Source organism: Paenibacillus sp. RC21, assembly GCF_044907935.1.
Taxonomy (GTDB): Bacteria; Bacillota; Bacilli; order Paenibacillales; family Paenibacillaceae; genus Paenibacillus; species Paenibacillus terrae_A.
The window spans coordinates 214,673-233,189 of sequence record NZ_JBIYCS010000009.1 but is presented as its reverse complement, the minus strand read 5'-3'; the positions used below and the strand labels follow the sequence as shown (position 1 = coordinate 233,189).

Sequence of the window (18,517 nt, the reverse complement as noted above, 5' to 3'; positions counted from 1 at the left end):
GAGTTGGCCGAAGGAGCACGATTGGAAATCGTGTAGGCGCCAAAAGCGTCTCGAGGGTTCGAATCCCTCTCTCTCCGCCAGATATTATTTATTGTTAAGGCCCGTTGGTCAAGCGGTTAAGACACCTCCCTTTCACGGAGGTAACAGGGGTTCGATTCCCCTACGGGTCATAATATGGAGGCTTAGCTCAGCTGGGAGAGCATCTGCCTTACAAGCAGAGGGTCGGGGGTTCGAGCCCCTCAGCCTCCACCATTTTCATTATATAGAATTCCCTAATATTATCGCGGGGTGGAGCAGTTCGGTAGCTCGTCGGGCTCATAACCCGAAGGTCACAGGTTCAAATCCTGTCCCCGCAATTAATTTCCCTAAGGAAATCCTTTTGGAACTGTGGTGTAGAGGCCTAACATGCCTGCCTGTCACGCAGGAGATCGCGGGTTCGAATCCCGTCAGTTCCGCCATTTTTACAAAGTTATATTACCCTGTTGGGAGCCATTAGCTCAGTTGGTAGAGCACCTGACTTTTAATCAGGGTGTCGAAGGTTCGAGCCCTTCATGGCTCACCATTCATGAATTTATATGTCATGGATATCATTGTATTGCGGACGTGGCTCAGCGGTAGAGCATCGCCTTGCCAAGGCGAGGGTCGCGGGTTCGATTCCCGTCGTCCGCTCCATATTTGCGCCCTTAGCTCAGCTGGATAGAGCGTTTGACTACGAATCAAAAGGCCGGGAGTTCGAATCTCTCAGGGCGCGCCATTTAACTTCATAAGCCGGTGTGGCGGAATTGGCAGACGCGCGCGACTCAAAATCGTGAGGGAAACCGTGGAGGTTCGAGTCCTCTCACCGGCATGTATTTCGGGATGTAGCTCAGCTTGGTAGAGCACCTGGTTTGGGACCAGGGGGTCGCATGTTCAAATCGTGTCATCCCGATTCAAAAGGAAAGTCGCTTGAAGAAGCGGCTTTTTTTGTTATATTTTTTGTCTTTTTTTGTATAAATCAGTAATCGTCAGGTCACACTAACACAAAAAGTGGGACGGAAGGGATTACTGTGAAGCGATTAAGCTGGAAAAAACAAATTAAACGACGCTGGAAGCACTGGAGAAGAACGGTGTGGGCCTGTACTATTTTTGGATCGGCTTGTTTGCTGGCAGGTTTAGGTATCCTGTTTTCACGTTATATGCAGACTATGCTGTCACAGTCCCTTGCTACTACCGTTATGGCGGACGTTGATACGGAGGAGCCTTCACACACGAGTCAGGCTGAAGTGCATTCCTCGCAGGTGCAGGTATTGCAAAGTATCCGTGCTTCTGGCATCAGCAGAAAGACTCATTTGTTAACTACCTATGTGTGTGGCACAGAGACACTTTCCTTGGGAACGTTAAGTTCGCAGCAGTTAGAGAGTTTGCTGAAGCAGCATCCCGATTGGAAGGGACGGTTCAATTCCAGGGGCGAGGTGTGGCTGGAGCGTAAAGTGGAGGATTTGTCGGAGTTATGTAAACAGCACGCCTACATGGGTATTAGTATGGATGGACAGCTTACTTTGTTTGAAGGACCGCCTAAAAAAGAAAAAGTAATTCGGACTTTCTTTCAGCTGGATGTGGGATCAATGGAAACGGCTCTGCCCGAGGGAGTGTATGAGCAGCTCCAGCAGGGAATCCGTGTGCAGGATATGAACGAATACAACAGCGTGATCTCCACTTTTGGTGATTTTGCGGTGGAACGAACACAGCGGGTATTGAAGCAGCAATATTGATTACATGCAAGTGGGAGGCGTGTGGCTTTGCCCGGGGGGTGAGGCGTACAACGTCTCTTTTTTTGTGCTGAACTTAAAGTTAAACTTTTTACTCTATTAGATGCAAAGTTTTGTTATAATGAAATGAACGACACATATGTTCGCTTTGTTTACTATTTGGCAATGATTATGGCTTTGATATTGATCGTTGATGGCTAGTTAACTCCGTATTTTGGCGATAGGGGAGAGATTTTTTTGCGTTTTCTAGGAATTGATCCGGGTATTGCAATTGTGGGCTTTGGATTTGTGGACAAGATTGGCAGTAAGGTGGTTCCTGTTCAATATGGCTGCATCCAGACGGAGGCCCATACACCGGAAGAAGAGCGGTTGCTTCATGTGTATGAAGGCATGCTGCAATTGATTGATAAATATAAGCCTGATGCGGTAGCGCTGGAGAAGCTTTTTTTTAATCGTAACGTAACAACCGCAATGTCTGTGAGTCAGGCGCGTGGTGTGCTGGTGCTGGCTGCGAAACAACGTGGTCTGCCTATAGGGGAATATACGCCTATGCAGGTGAAACAGGCTATTGTAGGTTATGGAAAGGCTGAGAAGAAGCAGGTACAGGAAATGGTTAGAATGTTTCTGAAGCTTCAAGTTGTGCCCAAACCGGATGATGTGGCGGATGCTTTGGCAGTGGCTATTTGTCATGCGCATTCATATGGACTAAATTCAAAGTTAAATGAGGTATTGCGAAAATGATAGATTTCTTGCGTGGTTCTGTGGCTCACTTGGAAAATGAATATGTCGTTTTGGATGTGCAGGGTGTCGGGTACCGGGTATTTTGTCCGAATCCTTATGCCTTTGCCAAAACGGAAGGGCCGATTGTCATCTATATTCATCATCATGTAAGGGACGATGCCACTTTACTGTTCGGGTTTGCGACTCGTGAGGAACAGCAGTTGTTCCGTAAGCTGATTGATGTATCCGGCATTGGGCCGCGTGTGGCGCTAGGCATCTTGGGAGGCGGTACACCTACTCATGTGGTAACGGCAATCTATCAGGAGAACATCGCATTTCTCACCAAACTGCCTGGTATCGGTAAAAAGACAGCACAGCGCATGATTCTGGATTTGAAGGATAAGCTGGATGGCATCGGTTCAATCGGCATTGCTACGGGATTGTTTGCGGAGCCTGTCGTGGAAGAGGGCGAGGGTTCCTATTGGAGCGAGGCACGAGAAGCGCTCAAGGCGTTGGGCTACACAGATGCAGAGCTTGATAAGGTATGGAGCAAAATGAAGAAAGATGCGAAACCTGATGAATCTGCCGATATTTTAATGAAACGGGCTTTGCAACTGTTGTTTGCCGGATAGGACGATGATGTCCGTTAAAGAAGTCTGATGAAAAGGAGGAGCGATGGAATATGGATGACCGGATTATTTCCGCCAATTTGATGATGGAAGACCAGACGGCGGAGCTAAGCCTTCGCCCCCGTTATCTGAATGAATATATCGGGCAAAATCAGGTAAAAGAAAATTTGAAAATATATATTGAAGCGGCCAAAATGCGTAAAGAGGCGCTGGATCATGTGCTGCTGTACGGCCCGCCTGGATTGGGCAAAACGACGCTCGCCAATATTATCGCCAATGAGCTTGGTGTTAATTTACGCACGACCTCAGGCCCGGCAATTGAAAGACCTGGGGACCTGGCGGCGTTGCTGACTAATCTTCAAGAGGGCGATGTTTTGTTCATTGACGAGATACATCGCCTGCACCGTACGGTGGAAGAAGTCATGTATCCGGCAATGGAGGATTTTGCTCTGGACATTATGATTGGTAAAGGCCCGAGTGCGCGTTCGGTTCGTCTGGATTTGCCGCCCTTTACGCTTATAGGGGCTACTACGCGCGCTGGGCTGCTTTCTGCGCCGTTGCGTGACCGATTTGGTGTCATTAGTCGGTTGGAGTTCTATACGACAGACGAGCTGGCCTACATCGTATCAAGGAACGCAGATATTATGGAGATTGAGATTGTCGGGGATGCGGCCGAGGAAATTGCATTGCGTTCACGGGGGACACCACGGATTGCGAATCGGCTGTTAAAAAGGGTACGTGATTTTGCCCAAGTTGCAGGAGACGGTATTATTCATTCGGAGCTGGCCGCAGAGGCGTTGAAGAGATTGCAAATTGATCCGCGCGGACTGGATGAAATTGACCATAAAATGCTTAAGGCGATGATTCATTCATTCCGTGGCGGACCTGTGGGATTGGATACAATTGCAGCGACCATTGGCGAAGAAAGTCAGACGATCGAGGATGTGTATGAGCCATATTTGTTGCAAATCGGCCTTCTGCAAAGAACGCCGCGGGGACGGATGGTGACTCCGGCGGCCTATGCTCACCTCGGAATTCCCATGCCAATGGATTCACGGTGAGCAGGGAGTGTGTACTTTTATCACATGAGAACAGGCAGTATCGCCTCATACACAGAAAAATGTAGCTGAAATTAGTTCTTAACGTGATTACAGGGCTATGTACTCGTATGATATTGTGAGACGAATGGTATGGAAAAAGAGAGTGCGTGAATTATGATTTGAGCGGGTTCAAGTTTAGCCGTATTTCGCCGATGTATTAAAAGGGACAGGTATGAGTCAAGTTCCCGCCAAATCATGCAGTATGCGTGCTATGACAGCCAGAAATGGGGGAGCCAGAAATGAGTGAAAAGGCGTTGAATCAAAACACAATTTTCGGCACATGGGCGGGTCGGGCCAAACGGGCAATAGCGGCTATAGTATTAGCTGTAGTTTGCCTGCCTTGGTATCCGACTGTTCACGCCGCTGCCACCCAAGAGGATATTCGTGTAGTGATCTTTGCGGATCTGGGCAGCAAATATAAAGCGACTACACCCGCTGTTACCTTGAAATCATCAGGGGGTTTGAGTGTCGGACAAAACAGTGGGGGCAGCTTTCAGGCCTGGACGAGACTTCCGGACAGCACAGCACGCTTTAGTGTAGACAGCTATCGGGTGAAGGTACTTGAAGGTAATGAAGCGGCTGCGATAAAAGCGGCTCAAGTGTTGCAGAAGACCAATGATAAACCGACGGTTTTTATTGGCTCGAAAAACGGTAGCTCCGTCTATCAGGTGTATGCGGGAATATATGCGAGTGAGCAGGCGGCGCAGGCCGCTGTACAGCGCATTTCTACTGCAGCTGGAGCACAGGCCGAAGTTACGGGGAACAAGCATTGGTCTACAGGGAACTATGGCAGTGAGCAAGAGGCCAATCTCGTCCGAACGACGATTGCTGCCGCAGGTTTTGATGCTTTTACCGTAGTTCAATCGAGAGGTCAATATGCTGTATGGATCGGTGAAGAGAGTAATGACAGCAAGTTGTCCGCTTTGAAAACAGAACTGGAAAGCAAGCAACCGCGACTCACCCTCTCTAAAGTCAACGCTACTCAAACTGGACTGATTGTGAGACAGGAAGCAGGAGTAACGACAGGCTCTCAGGTGATGACTCATTACGTGCTGAGTGGTTCTGATAATAGCAAGGTTATTGTCAACGGAGGCAACGATGGAATTCAAGTGGTTGAGAGATCACAGCGTACATATCGTGGAGACATGGAGATTGGCATGACGTCAGGACAGCTAGCGCTAGTAAACGAAGTGCCGTTGGAGCAGTATTTGTATTCCGTGGTAGGAGCTGAAGTCTATTCCTCATGGCCGGGTGAAGCGCTCAAGGCACAAGCGGTAGCGGCTCGCAGCTATGCGCTTGCCCAAGGCAATCGTTTTCAGATCGGGAACGTGGTGGATGGAACGTTAAGCCAGGCTTATAACGGCAAAGGCTCGGAGCATGCAAATGTTAGCGAGGCTGTAGATGCAACCGCTGGTGAAGTGATTAAAAGTGGTGGCAAGGTGGTTGAAGCTGTATTTTCGTCCAATGCGGGCGGCGTTACAGCGGATGCTTCCGAGGTGTGGAACAGTGGCGGCGAAGCGTTTGCCAGCGTAGATAGCTCTGGAGATACTTCGGCGCAAAAAGGAGCACAGGAGTGGTATCACGTGCTTCTCTCGAGCGGAAAGACAGGCTATATCCGAGAAGATAACGTTAAGGAGCTGGAGGGAGTCACAGAGGCGGGGCTAGACAAGGTCACCGTGACTGCTGAAAATACCAATGTGCGTCCCATTCCTCAAATTCAATCAAACGTGACAGCAGTAGCCAAGGTACAACCGGGTGAAGAAATGATTGTATTGGAAAAGGTACCTCAATCTGGAGACTACGCATGGGTGCGGGGACCCTTTACGGCTGCTCAGCTTGTAAAATCCTTGCAAGGGAAAGTAACGGGCACAGTACCGTCCTCTATTGACCATCTCGATGTCACCAAACGCGGTCCGTCTGGACGAGTGCTGGAGGTTGAAGCGAACGGATCGCCTTTAAAGGTGAAGTATCCTGATATGTATCGTTCAGCGATGGGCGGATTGCCGAGCACGCTGTTTGATATTGCGAGTACCGGCAGTTATACTGTATTAGGCGCTGATGGGGCTACTACTCATGTAAATGGTGCACAGGGAACTACAATCCTGTCGGCATCAGGGAGCAGCACTTCCGGTGGTAACGGGGTGATCGTCATGAATGAAGATCGTCATGCGCGAGTCATCGACAAAACGCAGAGCTTTATTTTTACAGGCAAAGGGAATGGTCACGGTTTGGGCTTGTCACAATGGGGAGCCAACGGTTTGGCTGATCAGGGGTATGATTACAAGAAAATTTTGCAACACTATTACAAAAATGTGGATATAGTTAAGGACTGACCAATATATGAACGTAAACGATTACGATTTTGAATTACCTGAAACATTAATTGCACAGACGCCTTTGCTTGATCGAAGTGCTTCCAGACTGCTGACGTTGAACAAGGGTAGCGGTGAAGTGGATCATCATACATTTTCAGATATTGTGCAGTATCTTCAACCGGGCGATACGCTGGTGCTAAATGATACGCGAGTGATTCCTGCACGCTTGTTTGGTATCAAGGAAGACACGGGAGCTAAGGCCGAGGTGTTACTGCTCAAGCAACTGGAGGGTGACCGATGGGAAGCATTGGTAAAACCCGGCAAGAAGCTTAAAAAGGGCGCGGTCATCGTTTTCGGTGATGAGCTGAAGGCGGTCATTGAGGAAGAAGGCGATATGGGCGGAAGAGTGCTTTCATTCTCATATGAAGGTATTTTTCAGGAGATATTGGATCGTCTTGGGCAAATGCCGCTTCCACCGTATATCAAGGAGCAACTGGATGACCGTGAGCGTTATCAGACGGTTTATGCCCGGCATGAAGGCTCAGCTGCGGCTCCAACCGCAGGATTGCATTTTACAGAGGAATTGCTGGACCGAATTAGAGAAAAGGGTGTTTCCATTGCTTTTGTCACCCTTCACGTCGGTTTAGGAACGTTCAGACCCATGTCTGTGGATACGATTGAGGAGCATGTGATGCATGAAGAATATTACTCATTGTCACAGGAAACGGCAGATGTGCTGAATGAAACCAAAGCGCGTGGCGGAAGAGTCGTGGCGGTGGGGACAACCAGTTGTCGGACGCTGGAGACGGTGGGCAATACATTCGGTGACGGACTATTACAGGCCAGCAGCGGCTGGACGCAGATTTTCATTTATCCAGGTTATGAATTCCGTGTGGTAGATGCGATGATTACGAATTTTCATTTGCCTAAATCCACATTGGTTATGCTGGTCAGCGCACTGGCGGGCAGGGAGAATATTATGCATGCTTACCAGGAGGCGATTGACCAGGAATATCGGTTTTTCAGCTTTGGGGACGCAATGTTCATTTATTAATTAAGGATGGTAGAGAAAATATGGCACCAGCAATAAGATACGAACATATTAAAACCTGCAAGCAATCGGGAGCCCGTCTCGGGCGTGTGCATACACCTCACGGGGTTATTGAGACACCAACCTTTATGCCTGTAGGGACACAAGCTACAGTTAAAACGATGAGTCCTGAGGAACTGAAAGAGATGGATGCTCAAATTATTTTGAGTAATACGTACCATCTGTTTCTTCGTCCTGGTCACGATATTATTCGTGAAGCGGGTGGGCTGCACAAGTTTATGAACTGGGATCGTCCTATTTTAACGGACAGCGGCGGGTTTCAAGTGTTTTCATTGAGTGAAATGCGTAAAATTACGGAGGAGGGCGTTCATTTTCGCTCTCATTTGAATGGAGATAAGAAGTTTCTTTCGCCAGAAGTGGCAATGGAAATTCAAAACTCGCTCGGCTCGGATATTATGATGGCCTTTGATGAATGTCCTCCTTTTCCGGCTGAATATGAGTATGTGAAAAAGTCGTTGGAACGCACCAGCCGTTGGGCTGAGCGCTGTCTGGAGGCGCATGCGCGTCCTCATGATCAAGGGTTGTTTGCTATTGTTCAGGGAGGGATGCATGAAGATCTGCGCAAGCAGAGCGCGGCGGATTTGACTTCCATGGATTTCCCGGGGTATGCTATTGGTGGACTGAGCGTAGGTGAACCGAAGCATTTGATGTATGAAGTGCTGGATTATACGCTTCCTCTGCTTCCCACTAACAAGCCACGCTATTTGATGGGCGTAGGTTCTCCGGATGCCTTAATTGAAGGCGCTATCCGTGGTGTGGATATGTTTGATTGCGTACTTCCAACACGAATTGCTCGCAACGGGACAACGATGACCAGCCAAGGCCGTCTTGTCGTTCGCAATGCCCAATATGCAAGAGATTTCGGCCCGCTTGATCCGGCTTGTGATTGCTATACCTGTCGTAATTATTCACGTGCTTACTTACGACACTTGATTAAAGCGGATGAAACCTTCGGGCTCCGACTGACAACGTATCATAATTTGCATTTCTTAATTCAATTGATGCGCAATGTCAGACAAGCGATTATGGATGACAGACTGCTTGATTTCCGCGATGAATTTTTTGAGCAGTACGGTCTTCATGATAATGATAAAGGTTTTTAAGTTTTAGGGGAGAGTATACGAAAGGGGGATTTAATATGTTTCAATTTGCTACAGCTGCAGCTGCACCCGGTGGAGCTGGGGGGCTTTTTCAAATGATTTGGCCACTGGCTCTGATGTTTGTAATCTTCTATTTCTTGCTGATTCGTCCGAATCAGAAAAAACAGAAGCAGCGTCAAACGATGCTTCAAGCCTTGAAAAAGGGTGATAAAGTGATTACAATCGGAGGTCTTCACGGTACAATTATGGAGATTACGGATGATGTGGTCGTTTTGCGTGTGAATGATGTTACGAAGCTAACCTTTGATCGCAGCGCGATCAGCAATGCGATTGCAAAAGATGCTGCTTCCGAGGAAGTTGTTTCCAAATCATAGAATATTAGCATAACCATGCAAAAACCGAGCCTTTGAGAAGGGCTCGGTTTTTTGTGTTGTTTCGCCACATACATTTTGATTATCTGCTCAGGTTAATCCCAAACATCCCGCCCCCGGCTCCAATGATAAAGGCAATTCCCAGATGCAAAAGATCCTTGGCGTTCATGCCTGCATCCAGTGCCAGAAAACCGACCAGCAGCACGATTAGCCCATACAGGATGCTTGTAATACCGCCTTGATACCAGCCTTTGTTCGTAGATCTTTTACCGGCGACGAAGCCGCCGGATACCATGGCGAATGCATGAACGATGTACGTATACAACGATAAATCCTGTTCCTGCATCTGTGTCAGCCACAAGAGTAGCGAAAGGATAAATGCGCCCAGCAGCATCCATGCAAAAGCATAAAACAAGCCGGATAAAATGGGATGGGCCAGACGAAACGAACACCAGCGGCGAATGAGCTCCATTGATAATTCCTCCTGTACCAAGGTTTGAACTATTATAATTCTATGGCCAAGCCTCCCGGCTTAGTACCAAGTCGTAAGCAGTCTTTGTCTTTATTTGAATAATTTAACCTTTTGTTTTTTGTATGGTTGATATGAGAAACGGTCAGAATACGTGTACAATGAACGGCGAATGTCTTGTCGCAAGTACAGGAGAGGAGGCGACATGTTGGGTCACGATATTTTTGCACATATATTTCGAACGTTGCTCATGTATTTTATTGTATTTCTGGTTATGCGCTTAATGGGTAAACGGGAGATCGGAAAATTATCTGTTTTTGACCTCGTGATATCCATTATGATTGCGGAAATCGCTGTATTCAGTTTGGAAGATATAAAACGTCCGTTGTATGAAGGATTGATTCCTTTGGGCGTGCTTCTGATTTTGCAGATCGGCATTTCGTATTTCAGTCTTAAAAGTCGGCGTCTGCGGCTGCTGTTCGATGGTAAGCCCAGTGTATTGTTCTCCAATGGACAAATAAACAGGGAAGAAATGCTGAAGCAACGCTACAATTTAGATGATCTGCTGTTACAACTTCGGGAACAAAATATCGAAGGCTTGGACGATGTAGAATACGTTATTTTGGAAACGACAGGCAAGCTCACGGTCATAAGTAAAGATGATGACGTTGGAGATAGTGAATCTGAAAAGCAGAAACCAAATTTAGAACAAACGAATTTGATAAACAACGATCAACAAGAGAATAAAGTCCATCCTTCGCCTCAAATCGGCGGGAAGTTTAGATATGAAGGCCTTCCCATTCCGTTGATTATGGATGGCAAAGTGCTGGATCGAAATTTGGAGCGTATGGATATGAACCGTTTTTGGCTTAAAAATCAGATTCAAGCTCAAGGACATAAAGATTTTAAGGATGTTTTCTTGTGCTCGGTTAACCATAAAGGCGATGTATATATTACGCCGCCTGCCTTTGGGGAATCCTCGGATTAAGCCTGCTATGCCTTAAACCATCTTCTCAGGATGGGGATACGATTGAGATTGTCCCAGTCAATCATTTTGATCAGAGTCATTAGAAAAAGGTACAGAATAATGCCTAAGCCTGCGGCGAAAAGAAATTGCAGCCACATTTGACTGAAAACCGTTAGATGTCTGTAAGCATATAAGACGGCAGCCGCCATGATAATCATGCCGACTCCGGTTTTCCAGAAATCAAGCAGCCGCACTCTAAACCGAAGTAGTCTGCTTACACTGAAGCCATGCAAAAGAGTGACTATGGAACTGTTGATACAAATGGCAATAACAGCTCCATAAATACCGTATTGAGGCTGGGAAGCAAGCCAGACGATAAGCACGATTTTGATAACGGCTCCGACAAAGGTATTGAATAAGGCGCTTCCGGGACGATCCAGAGCCTGAAGTGTTGCCTGAAGCGGGGCCTGAATGTACATGAAAAGAGCAAAAGGAGCCATGAGCTTAAGCATGCCCGCAATGTCGCCATTGTTGTAGAGGAGCAGGCACAGAGGCTCAGCCAATACGTACATAATGACAGCAAATGGGGCTCCTGCAACTAAAGCAAGCCGAAGGGATTGATGCAATCGCTTATGAATGGCTGTCATTTGTCCCTTGGCAGCAGCTTCGGATAAAGAAGGTACAAGGGAAACAGCCAGTGAACTGGTGAGGACACCGGGTAGTAATAACACAGGAATGACCATACCCTGCATGGCCCCGTATTGGGCGGTTGCCACTCCGGTGGCAATACCTGCTACGGCCAGGCTGCGCATACATAGAATAGATTCGAGCAAATAGGACAACGATCCCACAAGTCTTCCGGCTGTTACGGGAACCGATATAGACAGAAGTCGTGACAACACAGACGGTTGTTCGGAATGAGCACCTGAAGATGGAGAAACTTCCGGTTGTAGGGGGATATGACCTTTTTGCTGGTTCCACTTGTATTGCCATAGAAGAACAATCATGCCAATGAGTTCACCCGCCAGCGCACCGAGCATCGCCCCCGCAGCAGCATAGGCTACGCCATGCGGAAGGAGCAGATAAGCAAACCAGATGACGCAAAAAATGCGCATGACAGTCTCGGCAATGGAGGAGCTTGCGGACGGAATCATATTTTGTTTTCCCTGAAAATAGCCTCTGTAGGCAGAGGAAACAGCAACAATAACAATCATCGGACTCATGCTGACAAATGTATAATAAACACGGCTGTCTGTCAGCAGGTGGCTTGTAATCCAGGGGGCAAAGAGAAGACAGAGCACCATGGCAAGCAGGCTGAGTGTAACGGTGAAACGCAGGCTTGTGTGCAAAATACGCCGTGACATTTCGGGCTGACCTGCCGTTTCAGATTCGGCTACAAGCTTGGCTACGGCAAGCGGTATCCCCCCGGTAATAAGGGTTACCAGCACGATAAAAAAGGGATACCCCTGTTGGTACAAGCCGACTCCTTCGGGACCGATAATACGCGGGAGCGCGATTCGCGGAATAAAACCCAGCAGCCGATTGATAATTCCAGCCGCTAATAAAATAATTGCTCCATGGATGAATGTCTGCTTTTTCAATCGCAACTCCCTCTTCCCCAAAAATGAATTCCGCGTCTATGTGTTACTTTAAAAGATATGCCAGACCTGTCCATGTTCATGACAAGCTTTTCCGAATGAAAGCAGAGGGATCAGAACAACCAGAGGGGGAGTGGTGAATTCTGCTATTGACGATCGAAATGAATGCATATATTGTTGATTTACGGCTATTTTCGACGAAAAAGAAGGGTTTTCCAGGATCAGGGCAGAAATGTTCTATAAAGCAGTCAATAACCCGCTAATTTCTGATCTGCGGAACCGGAGTCGCTGGGAGGAGGAACGGCCATCGTGGGTATGGAAGAGCTGGATGAGCAGGATTGGGATGACGCAATTGAGATGCTGTGTCAAAGCAAGGCGGACGAGTTGATTCTCGTAGGCTATGAGCATGTCACAAGCAAGGACGTCTGGAATTGTGTCAGCCATAAATATGAAAAGGAGGGTATTCCTCCGCTGCACAAGCTCGTTAACGATATACTTTCCCTTAAAGCGACGAGCTTTATGAACTATTTGACAATGTCCGCATTACGGGGCTCCACTTTCGAATAGAAGGGGGTCTTTTTTTGCGTTCAAATTGACTGCTTTTTGAGGGGTAGCTATAATAGGAATATTGAGAATGAAAGGGGAACATGGGACGGAATGAAGAGAATTCTAAGTTTCATCGTGGTCGTGCTCATAACCACTGGTGTTATGGTCGGGACAAGCCCGGGCCTGCTGAACAGTTTAAAACTAGGCCTCGATTTAAAGGGAGGCTTTGAAATTTTATATGAAGCCCAGCCTTTGGAAGCCGGGCAGAGTGTAACCAGACAGTCTCTCATACAAACAGCTCAAAGTCTGGAGAGACGGATTAATGCGCTCGGTACGACTGAGCCGGAAGTAACAACGGAGGGCACCAACCGTATTCGTGTGCGGCTTGCTGGTGTCTCCAATGAGGCAGAAGTCCGCTCCATGCTGAAAAAGCCTGCCGAGCTGACGTTCCGCAGTGCAACGGCAGCGGATGCTAAAAAGCCGGGCCAATTCAGCAAAGTTGAGCTTCGCGGTAATGATTTTGTGGAGAACGGCGCTGTTGTCGGCTTTGACCAGCTGAACCAACCTGAAATTAGTATCAAAGTGAAAGACAAAGCCAAGTTTGCTGAAATTACAAAGCGACTTCTGAACAAAGAGTTGGCTATTTTCCTGGATCAGGAATTACTCTCCGCCCCTACGGTACGTGGAGAACTGACGGATGGCAGCGCATCGATCACAGGTAACTATACTCGTGATGAAGCGAACAAGCTGGCCGATACGATTAACCTGGGTGCGCTTCCGCTCAAACTGACGGAAAAATATTCTCAGAGTGTAGGCGCTACACTGGGCCAATTGTCACTGGATCAGACGATCCGTGCCGGTTTGATTGGTTCGATCATTATTTTGGTATTCATGATTTTGATGTTCCGTGTACCGGGACTGGTTGCCAGCTTCTGTCTCATCGTTCATACCTGGCTGGTGCTTGCCATCTTCTACTTAGGCGGGTTTGTACTCACGCTTCCGGGTATCGCAGCGTTCGTGCTGGGGATCGGGATGGCGGTCGATGCCAATATCATTACGTATGAGCGGATTAAAGAAGAAATCAAGACAGGTAAAACGATTCGTTCTTCTGTCATCGCAGGTAGTAAAGCCTCGTTCCGTACCGTTATGGATGCCAATATTACAACCATTATAGCGGCTGCTGTTATGTTTGGTCTGGGAACAGGCTCGGTTAGAGGTTTCGCTCTGGTGCTCATCGTTGATATTGTCACCAGTATTTTGACAAATATCTTCTTCTCTCGTTTCTTGCTCAATCTGCTGGTTAAAGCGGATGCTGTGAAGAAGCCCAAGTATTTTGGTGTGAAGGAGAGTGATATCAGTGCGCTTTAATTGGGACTTTAAATATATCAAGATGAGCAAGTGGTTTTACACGTTTTCGATTATTATCACGCTGCTTGGTATTTTGAGCTTGTCGATTTTCGGTTTGAATTACGGTGTTGATTTCCGTTCCGGTTCCAATGTGGATGTCAATTTGACCAAAGCAGTTACACAGGAACAGATTCAAACTTTGCTGGACAAGAAGGGTATCGGCAAAGAGGTGGATTATACGCCGGGCAAAGAACGTTTTGGTATTCGCTTTTCGCAGGTATTGACGGATCAGCAAGTGAATGATTTTAAAACATCTTTCAATAAAGAGCTTGATCCAAAGGCATCCTTTGAGGTTAATACGGTGGATACGGAAATGGCGCAAGAGCTGGAGCGAAATGCAATATGGGCAATTTTGCTGGCCTGTGTAGCCATCGCTGCCTATATCTCGATCCGGTTTGAATGGCGGTTTGCCATTGCAGCAATTGTTTCGCTGTTGCATGATGCATTTCTCGTTATCAGTATTTTTTCCATCTTCCGACTTGAGGTGGATTTGACCTTTATTACGGCAATTCTGACGATTGTCGGCTTCTCCATCAATGACACCGTCGTAATTTTTGACCGTATTCGGGAAAATTTACGATTTGCGAAGAAGAAGTCCAGGGATGACTTGGAACAGGTGGTCGATCACAGTATTGCACAGACGATGACTCGTTCACTTGCAACGGTGTTTACTGTGTTTATTGCCTCCTTGTGCTTGTTCGTTTTTGGCGGCGAGTCGATTCGGATGTTCTCGCTTGCGATGGTTATTGGTTTGTTGTTCGGTGCTTATTCTTCCATCTTCATTGCCAGCCCGTTGTGGGTAGCTTTGAAAGGAAAACAAAAGTCTCCGGCAGCAGGCGGTGGTGCAGCCAAGACTGCAAAGTCTTAAATTATGCTTAACATCAGCAGTATGAATTAAAGAGAAAGCCGCGTCTGCATGGGCGCGGTTTTCTAAGGTTTGGAGAATTTGAAATGGAGCATTACCGGGAAATTGTCAGTTCAGGATTGAGGGGGAGACGTTGTGAATAGCGAACGCAGCCGATCATTGGAAACTGCGGCGTGGAGCGGGATTGTGGGTAATCTTGCACTGGCTGTTCTAAAGGGAACCGTCGGTTATGCGGCAAACAGCAAGGCGCTGATGGGTGATGCGCTGCACACGGCTGCGGATAGTGCTTCCCGTTTGCAGGAGCTTTTGTTTTCCAAAGGTGCAGCAGAGCATGGTATACTGGCACGGTTGCGAAACGGTGAAAAAGTCCGGACTGTCATATCGGTAGTACTGGCTATATTGGTTCTAATGAGTGGTCTTCAGTTGGGCATATCGGCTGTTCGTTCTTTAAGCAGTCCAGATCCGCAGGCTCCAGGTCTGTATGCACTAATTACCGCTTTCACTGCTTTGGTACTGAGAGAGTCGCTGTTTCAGTTTCAATACCGCTACTCCATTAAACATGGTCATAAGGCTGAAGCAGATTTGTACGCTAATCATGAACGGTATTCGCTTTATGCGTCGCTGATTGCTTTGATCGGCATGATTGGGGCAATGACAGGCGAAGCGATGGAGTGGCCTGCATTATTATATCTTGACCCGACCGCTGCGTTGCTGGTAGCCTGTCTGGTGTTGCGTAAAGGATATCTGATGGTACTGAATACCGCCTATTCGGCTCCTGCACAACCTCTGCGTGAGGAAGACTCACAACGCTTTATGGAGACGATACAGCGGGTGCATGGTATCGTAACAGTTGAGCATCTGCATGCACAGGAAGCAGGTCATTTTATAACTGTGGATGTAATCATTAGCGTGAATCCCCGGATTACCGTGCAAGAAGCGCAGGAAATTGCTGATCGGGCAAAAAATCTGCTACTGGCGCGTTTTCCGCAGGTGACCCATGTACAGATGCAGTTCGTTTCTTATCAAGCCGGGTATCCTTACAAGTCTAATCATGAACTACCGGATAATGATGTGTCGTCCTTGCTGCAATAATAACAGGGCGACTATGAAAGAAAGGTGAATAGGATTGCTTCATTCGCAGTACCGATGGAAGACCCCGGAGGTTAGCCTGGAAGCGGCTCAGCCGTTGACGGAAGAGCTGGGGATTTCACCATTGTTGTCCCGGCTTTTAGTGAATCGGGGTGTCACTACGGCCGGGGAAGCAAACCGTTTTTTGTACGGGAGTGCAGACGACATACACGACCCTTTTCTGCTCCTGGGCATGAAAGAGGCAGTGCCGAGGATCCGTCAGGCGCTAGAACGTGGCGAACACATATTAATTTATGGTGATTATGATGCGGACGGGGTATCCAGTACGTCATTGATGATTCAGCTTATGCGCTTCCTGAAAGCTTCGTATGATATTTATATTCCGCACCGCTCCAATGAGGGATATGGACTGCACAATCATGCCCTTGATTGGGCTAACCAGCAGGGGGTTACGCTCGTCATTACAGTGGATACGGGAATTAGTGCAGTAGAGCAAATCGCTTATGCGGCAACCTTGGGTATAGATGTTATTGTTACAGACCATCACGAGCCTCCTGCTGTGCTTCCTGAAGCGTATGCTCTGATCAATCCTAAGCTACCTGGCTGTCCCTATCCATTCAAGGGTCTTGCTGGTGTAGGTGTCGCTCTAAAGCTGGCGCAGGCGCTGCTGGGTGAAGTACCCGAGGAATGGTTTGAAATTGCTGCTATCGGTACGGTAGCTGATCTGATGCCGTTACATGGTGAGAACCGGACGATGGTACGCAGAGGGATTCAGTCTATGAGAAGCTCTGCGTTTCCGGGTATTCGGGCGTTGCTTGGTGTAGCGGGTGTGGATATGTCTACAGTGACCTCTGTCAACATTGCATTTGCCTTGGCTCCCCGGATTAATGCCAGCGGACGTCTGGATCATGCAGGACGGGCGGTCTCCCTTTTGACGACAGAGCAGGAGGAAGAAGCTGATCAGCTCGCGCATGCGCTGGATCTGCTCAATCGGGAGCGTCAGCAAGTAGTTGAACGTATTGTGGAGCAAGCCGAGCAGCAGCTGGCAGCCAAGCTGAATGGAGGCACGCTGCCGTCTGTCATCGTATTGGCTGGTGAAGGCTGGAACGTGGGTGTCGTGGGGATTGTGGCATCCAAGTTGCTGGATCGCTATTATCGTCCAACCATTATTCTGGGCATAGATGCAGAGACAGGAATGTGCAAAGGGTCTGCCCGTTCTATTCCGGCCCTGGATATTTATAGTGCTCTGACAGACAGTCATGACCTGATGGAGCACTTTGGCGGTCATCCTTCGGCTGCGGGTATGACGCTGTCTCGCGACAATCTGGCATTATTTGAGGAACGGTTAAATCGCTATGCCGCTTCCATTTTGACGCCAGACAATCTCGTTCCTGTAGCCGAGGCAGATATGGTCTGTCGTCTGGACGAGGTATCTTTACAGGTGGTTGAAGAACTGGAGTTACTCCAGCCCTTTGGTATGGGGAACCCTTCTCCACGTTTCGTGTTACAGGGTCTTCAATTGCGTGAGGCCCGTAAAATGGGGCGTGAGAAAAATCATGTAAAGCTGTTGCTGGAGCAGAACGGATTATCGCTGGATGCGATTGCCTTCCGGCGTGGTGATCTGGCTGATTTTTTGCAGCAGCAAACCGAGCTTGATCTGATGGGCGAGCTTTCTATTAACGAGTGGAACGGCAAACGCTCCCTCCAGCTGATGATGCAGGATATCCGTGTACAGGCTCCGCAAATTTTTGATTATCGGGGAGTATCGGACCCTTTTGCTGAGCTGGAGCGGGGGCTTAAGATTTTTCATCCTCGTATAGAAGAACGAAAAAATGACGTTGCTGTTGTGATGCATCCATCGTCCAGGCTTCGTCCGTCTCGTCCAGTGAACGCCGAATCCATATGGGTATATGATAAGGAGGGCGGCGTTACTCCCGGTGATGATCGAAGGGATACGCAGCACTCTGTAAAGTCACTGTTCGTGTTGGAGCCACCGGATACGCCAGAGCAGTTGCAGGCATTGTGGTCTACGTTTGAAGATGTGGAGAATGTGTTTCTTCTTCATTCGGTCAGTGAACGAGGCGGTCGGCTCGTCAGCCCGGACAGAGAGCTGTTCAAGCGTATTTACGTTGTGCTTTCCCGAGTAGGGACGCAGCCTGTGGACGAAAAAGCAATGCTGCCTGCCCTTAGCCGCCAATGCTCCTGTTCAGTACGAATGCTATCAAAAGTGCTGGACATTTTCGAGGAGCTTGAGTTTATAACGCGTACAAAAGGGCGATTCTGTTTTGTTTCCAATCCACCCAAGCGAGATTTAACGGCTTCTCCACGTTATCAGGAATTGCATGATATGGCTGAAATGGAGCGTTATTTGCTGGATGCGGATACAACCCAGATGACAAGCTGGATTATGTCGCTTATGAAGGGCGCGTCTTGAGGCGTACCCTCAAAGTCAATGATGTAGGATGGACATACTAATTAGAAG

Annotated in this window: 16 protein-coding genes and 9 tRNA genes; 23 read left to right on the top strand and 2 right to left on the bottom strand. The window is 48.0% G+C overall.

Translation table 11 applies throughout. The features are described from left to right. The first annotated feature begins 98 nt into the window (after nucleotides 1–98). The 17 genes from ABIA61_RS23375 (at nucleotide 99) to yajC (ending at nucleotide 9,097) form a co-directional block, all read left to right on the top strand. Nucleotides 99–170: transfer RNA gene (locus ABIA61_RS23375), tRNA-Glu, on the top strand. Between the two features lie 6 nt (nucleotides 171–176). Further along, nucleotides 177–252: transfer RNA gene (locus tag ABIA61_RS23370), tRNA-Val, on the top strand. 30 nt (nucleotides 253–282) lie between these two features. After that, nucleotides 283–356 (top strand) — tRNA-Met (locus ABIA61_RS23365). Nucleotides 357–381: 25 nt separating this feature from the next. Then, nucleotides 382–458 (top strand) — tRNA-Asp (locus ABIA61_RS23360). 28 nt (nucleotides 459–486) lie between these two features. Next, nucleotides 487–562 (top strand) — tRNA-Lys (locus ABIA61_RS23355). A gap of 35 nt (nucleotides 563–597) precedes the next feature. After that, a tRNA-Gly gene (locus tag ABIA61_RS23350) sits at nucleotides 598–672 on the top strand. 5 nt (nucleotides 673–677) lie between these two features. Then, a tRNA-Arg gene (locus ABIA61_RS23345) sits at nucleotides 678–754 on the top strand. A 13-nt stretch (nucleotides 755–767) separates the two neighbouring features. Then, nucleotides 768–847 (top strand) — tRNA-Leu (locus tag ABIA61_RS23340). A 7-nt stretch (nucleotides 848–854) separates the two neighbouring features. Further along, nucleotides 855–928: transfer RNA gene (locus ABIA61_RS23335), tRNA-Pro, on the top strand. A 118-nt stretch (nucleotides 929–1,046) separates the two neighbouring features. Next, entirely contained in the window at nucleotides 1,047–1,751 is a 705-nt protein-coding gene (locus ABIA61_RS23330; protein ID WP_283652986.1) for a BofC C-terminal domain-containing protein, read from the top strand. Nucleotides 1,752–1,985: 234 nt separating this feature from the next. After that, on the top strand, nucleotides 1,986–2,489 hold the full coding sequence (gene ruvC, locus ABIA61_RS23325; protein WP_014282985.1) for a crossover junction endodeoxyribonuclease RuvC: 504 nt from the start codon (nucleotides 1,986–1,988) through the stop codon (nucleotides 2,487–2,489). Next, a complete protein-coding gene (gene ruvA, locus ABIA61_RS23320) occupies nucleotides 2,486–3,100 on the top strand; it encodes a Holliday junction branch migration protein RuvA (protein ID WP_283652985.1) in 615 nt (204 codons plus the stop codon). Before ruvC ends, ruvA begins: the two co-directional genes overlap by 4 nt. Nucleotides 3,101–3,150: 50 nt before the next feature. Continuing rightward, nucleotides 3,151–4,158: a Holliday junction branch migration DNA helicase RuvB gene (gene ruvB, locus ABIA61_RS23315; RefSeq protein ID WP_283652984.1), complete on the top strand. Its 1,008-nt coding sequence runs from the start codon at nucleotides 3,151–3,153 to the stop codon at nucleotides 4,156–4,158. A 278-nt stretch (nucleotides 4,159–4,436) separates the two neighbouring features. Beyond that, nucleotides 4,437–6,530, top strand: coding sequence for a SpoIID/LytB domain-containing protein (locus tag ABIA61_RS23310; RefSeq protein ID WP_283652983.1), 2,094 nt, complete (start codon nucleotides 4,437–4,439; stop codon nucleotides 6,528–6,530). Between the two features lie 7 nt (nucleotides 6,531–6,537). Beyond that, nucleotides 6,538–7,566, top strand: a complete 1,029-nt coding sequence (gene queA, locus ABIA61_RS23305; protein ID WP_283652982.1) for a tRNA preQ1(34) S-adenosylmethionine ribosyltransferase-isomerase QueA — start codon at nucleotides 6,538–6,540, stop codon at nucleotides 7,564–7,566. Between the two features lie 20 nt (nucleotides 7,567–7,586). Further along, the gene (tgt, locus tag ABIA61_RS23300) at nucleotides 7,587–8,726 is read left to right on the top strand and encodes a tRNA guanosine(34) transglycosylase Tgt (protein WP_014282980.1); all 1,140 of its coding nucleotides are present in this window, start codon (nucleotides 7,587–7,589) and stop codon (nucleotides 8,724–8,726) included. Between the two features lie 35 nt (nucleotides 8,727–8,761). Continuing rightward, complete coding sequence (yajC, locus tag ABIA61_RS23295; RefSeq protein ID WP_137064049.1) at nucleotides 8,762–9,097, top strand: preprotein translocase subunit YajC; 336 nt, start codon at nucleotides 8,762–8,764, stop codon at nucleotides 9,095–9,097. A 79-nt stretch (nucleotides 9,098–9,176) separates the two neighbouring features. On the opposite strand, the gene ABIA61_RS23290 is transcribed toward yajC, so the two are convergent. Beyond that, a complete protein-coding gene (locus ABIA61_RS23290) occupies nucleotides 9,177–9,566 on the bottom strand; it encodes a TIGR04086 family membrane protein (protein WP_283652981.1) in 390 nt (129 codons plus the stop codon). 205 nt (nucleotides 9,567–9,771) lie between these two features. Between ABIA61_RS23290 and ABIA61_RS23285 the strand changes: the two genes are divergently transcribed. Further along, entirely contained in the window at nucleotides 9,772–10,551 is a 780-nt protein-coding gene (locus tag ABIA61_RS23285; RefSeq protein WP_283656314.1) for a YetF domain-containing protein, read from the top strand. A 5-nt stretch (nucleotides 10,552–10,556) separates the two neighbouring features. Here the strand turns inward: ABIA61_RS23285 and spoVB are convergent, their stop codons facing one another. Then, entirely contained in the window at nucleotides 10,557–12,131 is a 1,575-nt protein-coding gene (gene spoVB / locus ABIA61_RS23280; protein WP_404581322.1) for a stage V sporulation protein B, read from the bottom strand. Nucleotides 12,132–12,437: 306 nt separating this feature from the next. Here spoVB and ABIA61_RS23275 point away from each other — a divergent pair, with 306 nt between their 5' ends. The 5 genes from ABIA61_RS23275 (at nucleotide 12,438) to recJ (ending at nucleotide 18,469) form a co-directional block, all read left to right on the top strand. After that, complete coding sequence (locus ABIA61_RS23275) at nucleotides 12,438–12,695, top strand: post-transcriptional regulator (RefSeq protein WP_013311570.1); 258 nt, start codon at nucleotides 12,438–12,440, stop codon at nucleotides 12,693–12,695. A gap of 90 nt (nucleotides 12,696–12,785) precedes the next feature. After that, on the top strand, nucleotides 12,786–14,042 hold the full coding sequence (secD, locus tag ABIA61_RS23270) for a protein translocase subunit SecD (RefSeq protein WP_283652979.1): 1,257 nt from the start codon (nucleotides 12,786–12,788) through the stop codon (nucleotides 14,040–14,042). Continuing rightward, nucleotides 14,032–14,949: a protein translocase subunit SecF gene (gene secF / locus ABIA61_RS23265; RefSeq protein ID WP_283652978.1), complete on the top strand. Its 918-nt coding sequence runs from the start codon at nucleotides 14,032–14,034 to the stop codon at nucleotides 14,947–14,949. The genes secD and secF overlap by 11 nt, the downstream gene beginning before the upstream one ends. A gap of 132 nt (nucleotides 14,950–15,081) precedes the next feature. Continuing rightward, on the top strand, nucleotides 15,082–16,038 hold the full coding sequence (locus ABIA61_RS23260; RefSeq protein WP_283652977.1) for a cation diffusion facilitator family transporter: 957 nt from the start codon (nucleotides 15,082–15,084) through the stop codon (nucleotides 16,036–16,038). A gap of 34 nt (nucleotides 16,039–16,072) precedes the next feature. After that, the gene (recJ, locus tag ABIA61_RS23255; RefSeq protein ID WP_283652976.1) at nucleotides 16,073–18,469 is read left to right on the top strand and encodes a single-stranded-DNA-specific exonuclease RecJ; all 2,397 of its coding nucleotides are present in this window, start codon (nucleotides 16,073–16,075) and stop codon (nucleotides 18,467–18,469) included. The last annotated feature ends 48 nt before the right edge of the window (nucleotides 18,470–18,517 follow it).

Coding starts and splice junctions, on each gene's coding strand:
- ruvA (WP_283652985.1), top strand. CDS start 2,486: ATGATAGATTTCTTGCGTGGTTCTGTGGCTCACTTGGAAAATGAATAT.
- ruvB (WP_283652984.1), top strand. CDS start 3,151: ATGGATGACCGGATTATTTCCGCCAATTTGATGATGGAAGACCAGACG.
- ABIA61_RS23310 (WP_283652983.1), top strand. CDS start 4,437: ATGAGTGAAAAGGCGTTGAATCAAAACACAATTTTCGGCACATGGGCG.
- queA (WP_283652982.1), top strand. CDS start 6,538: ATGAACGTAAACGATTACGATTTTGAATTACCTGAAACATTAATTGCA.
- tgt (WP_014282980.1), top strand. CDS start 7,587: ATGGCACCAGCAATAAGATACGAACATATTAAAACCTGCAAGCAATCG.
- yajC (WP_137064049.1), top strand. CDS start 8,762: ATGTTTCAATTTGCTACAGCTGCAGCTGCACCCGGTGGAGCTGGGGGG.
- ABIA61_RS23290 (WP_283652981.1), bottom strand. CDS start 9,566: ATGGAGCTCATTCGCCGCTGGTGTTCGTTTCGTCTGGCCCATCCCATT.
- secD (WP_283652979.1), top strand. CDS start 12,786: ATGAAGAGAATTCTAAGTTTCATCGTGGTCGTGCTCATAACCACTGGT.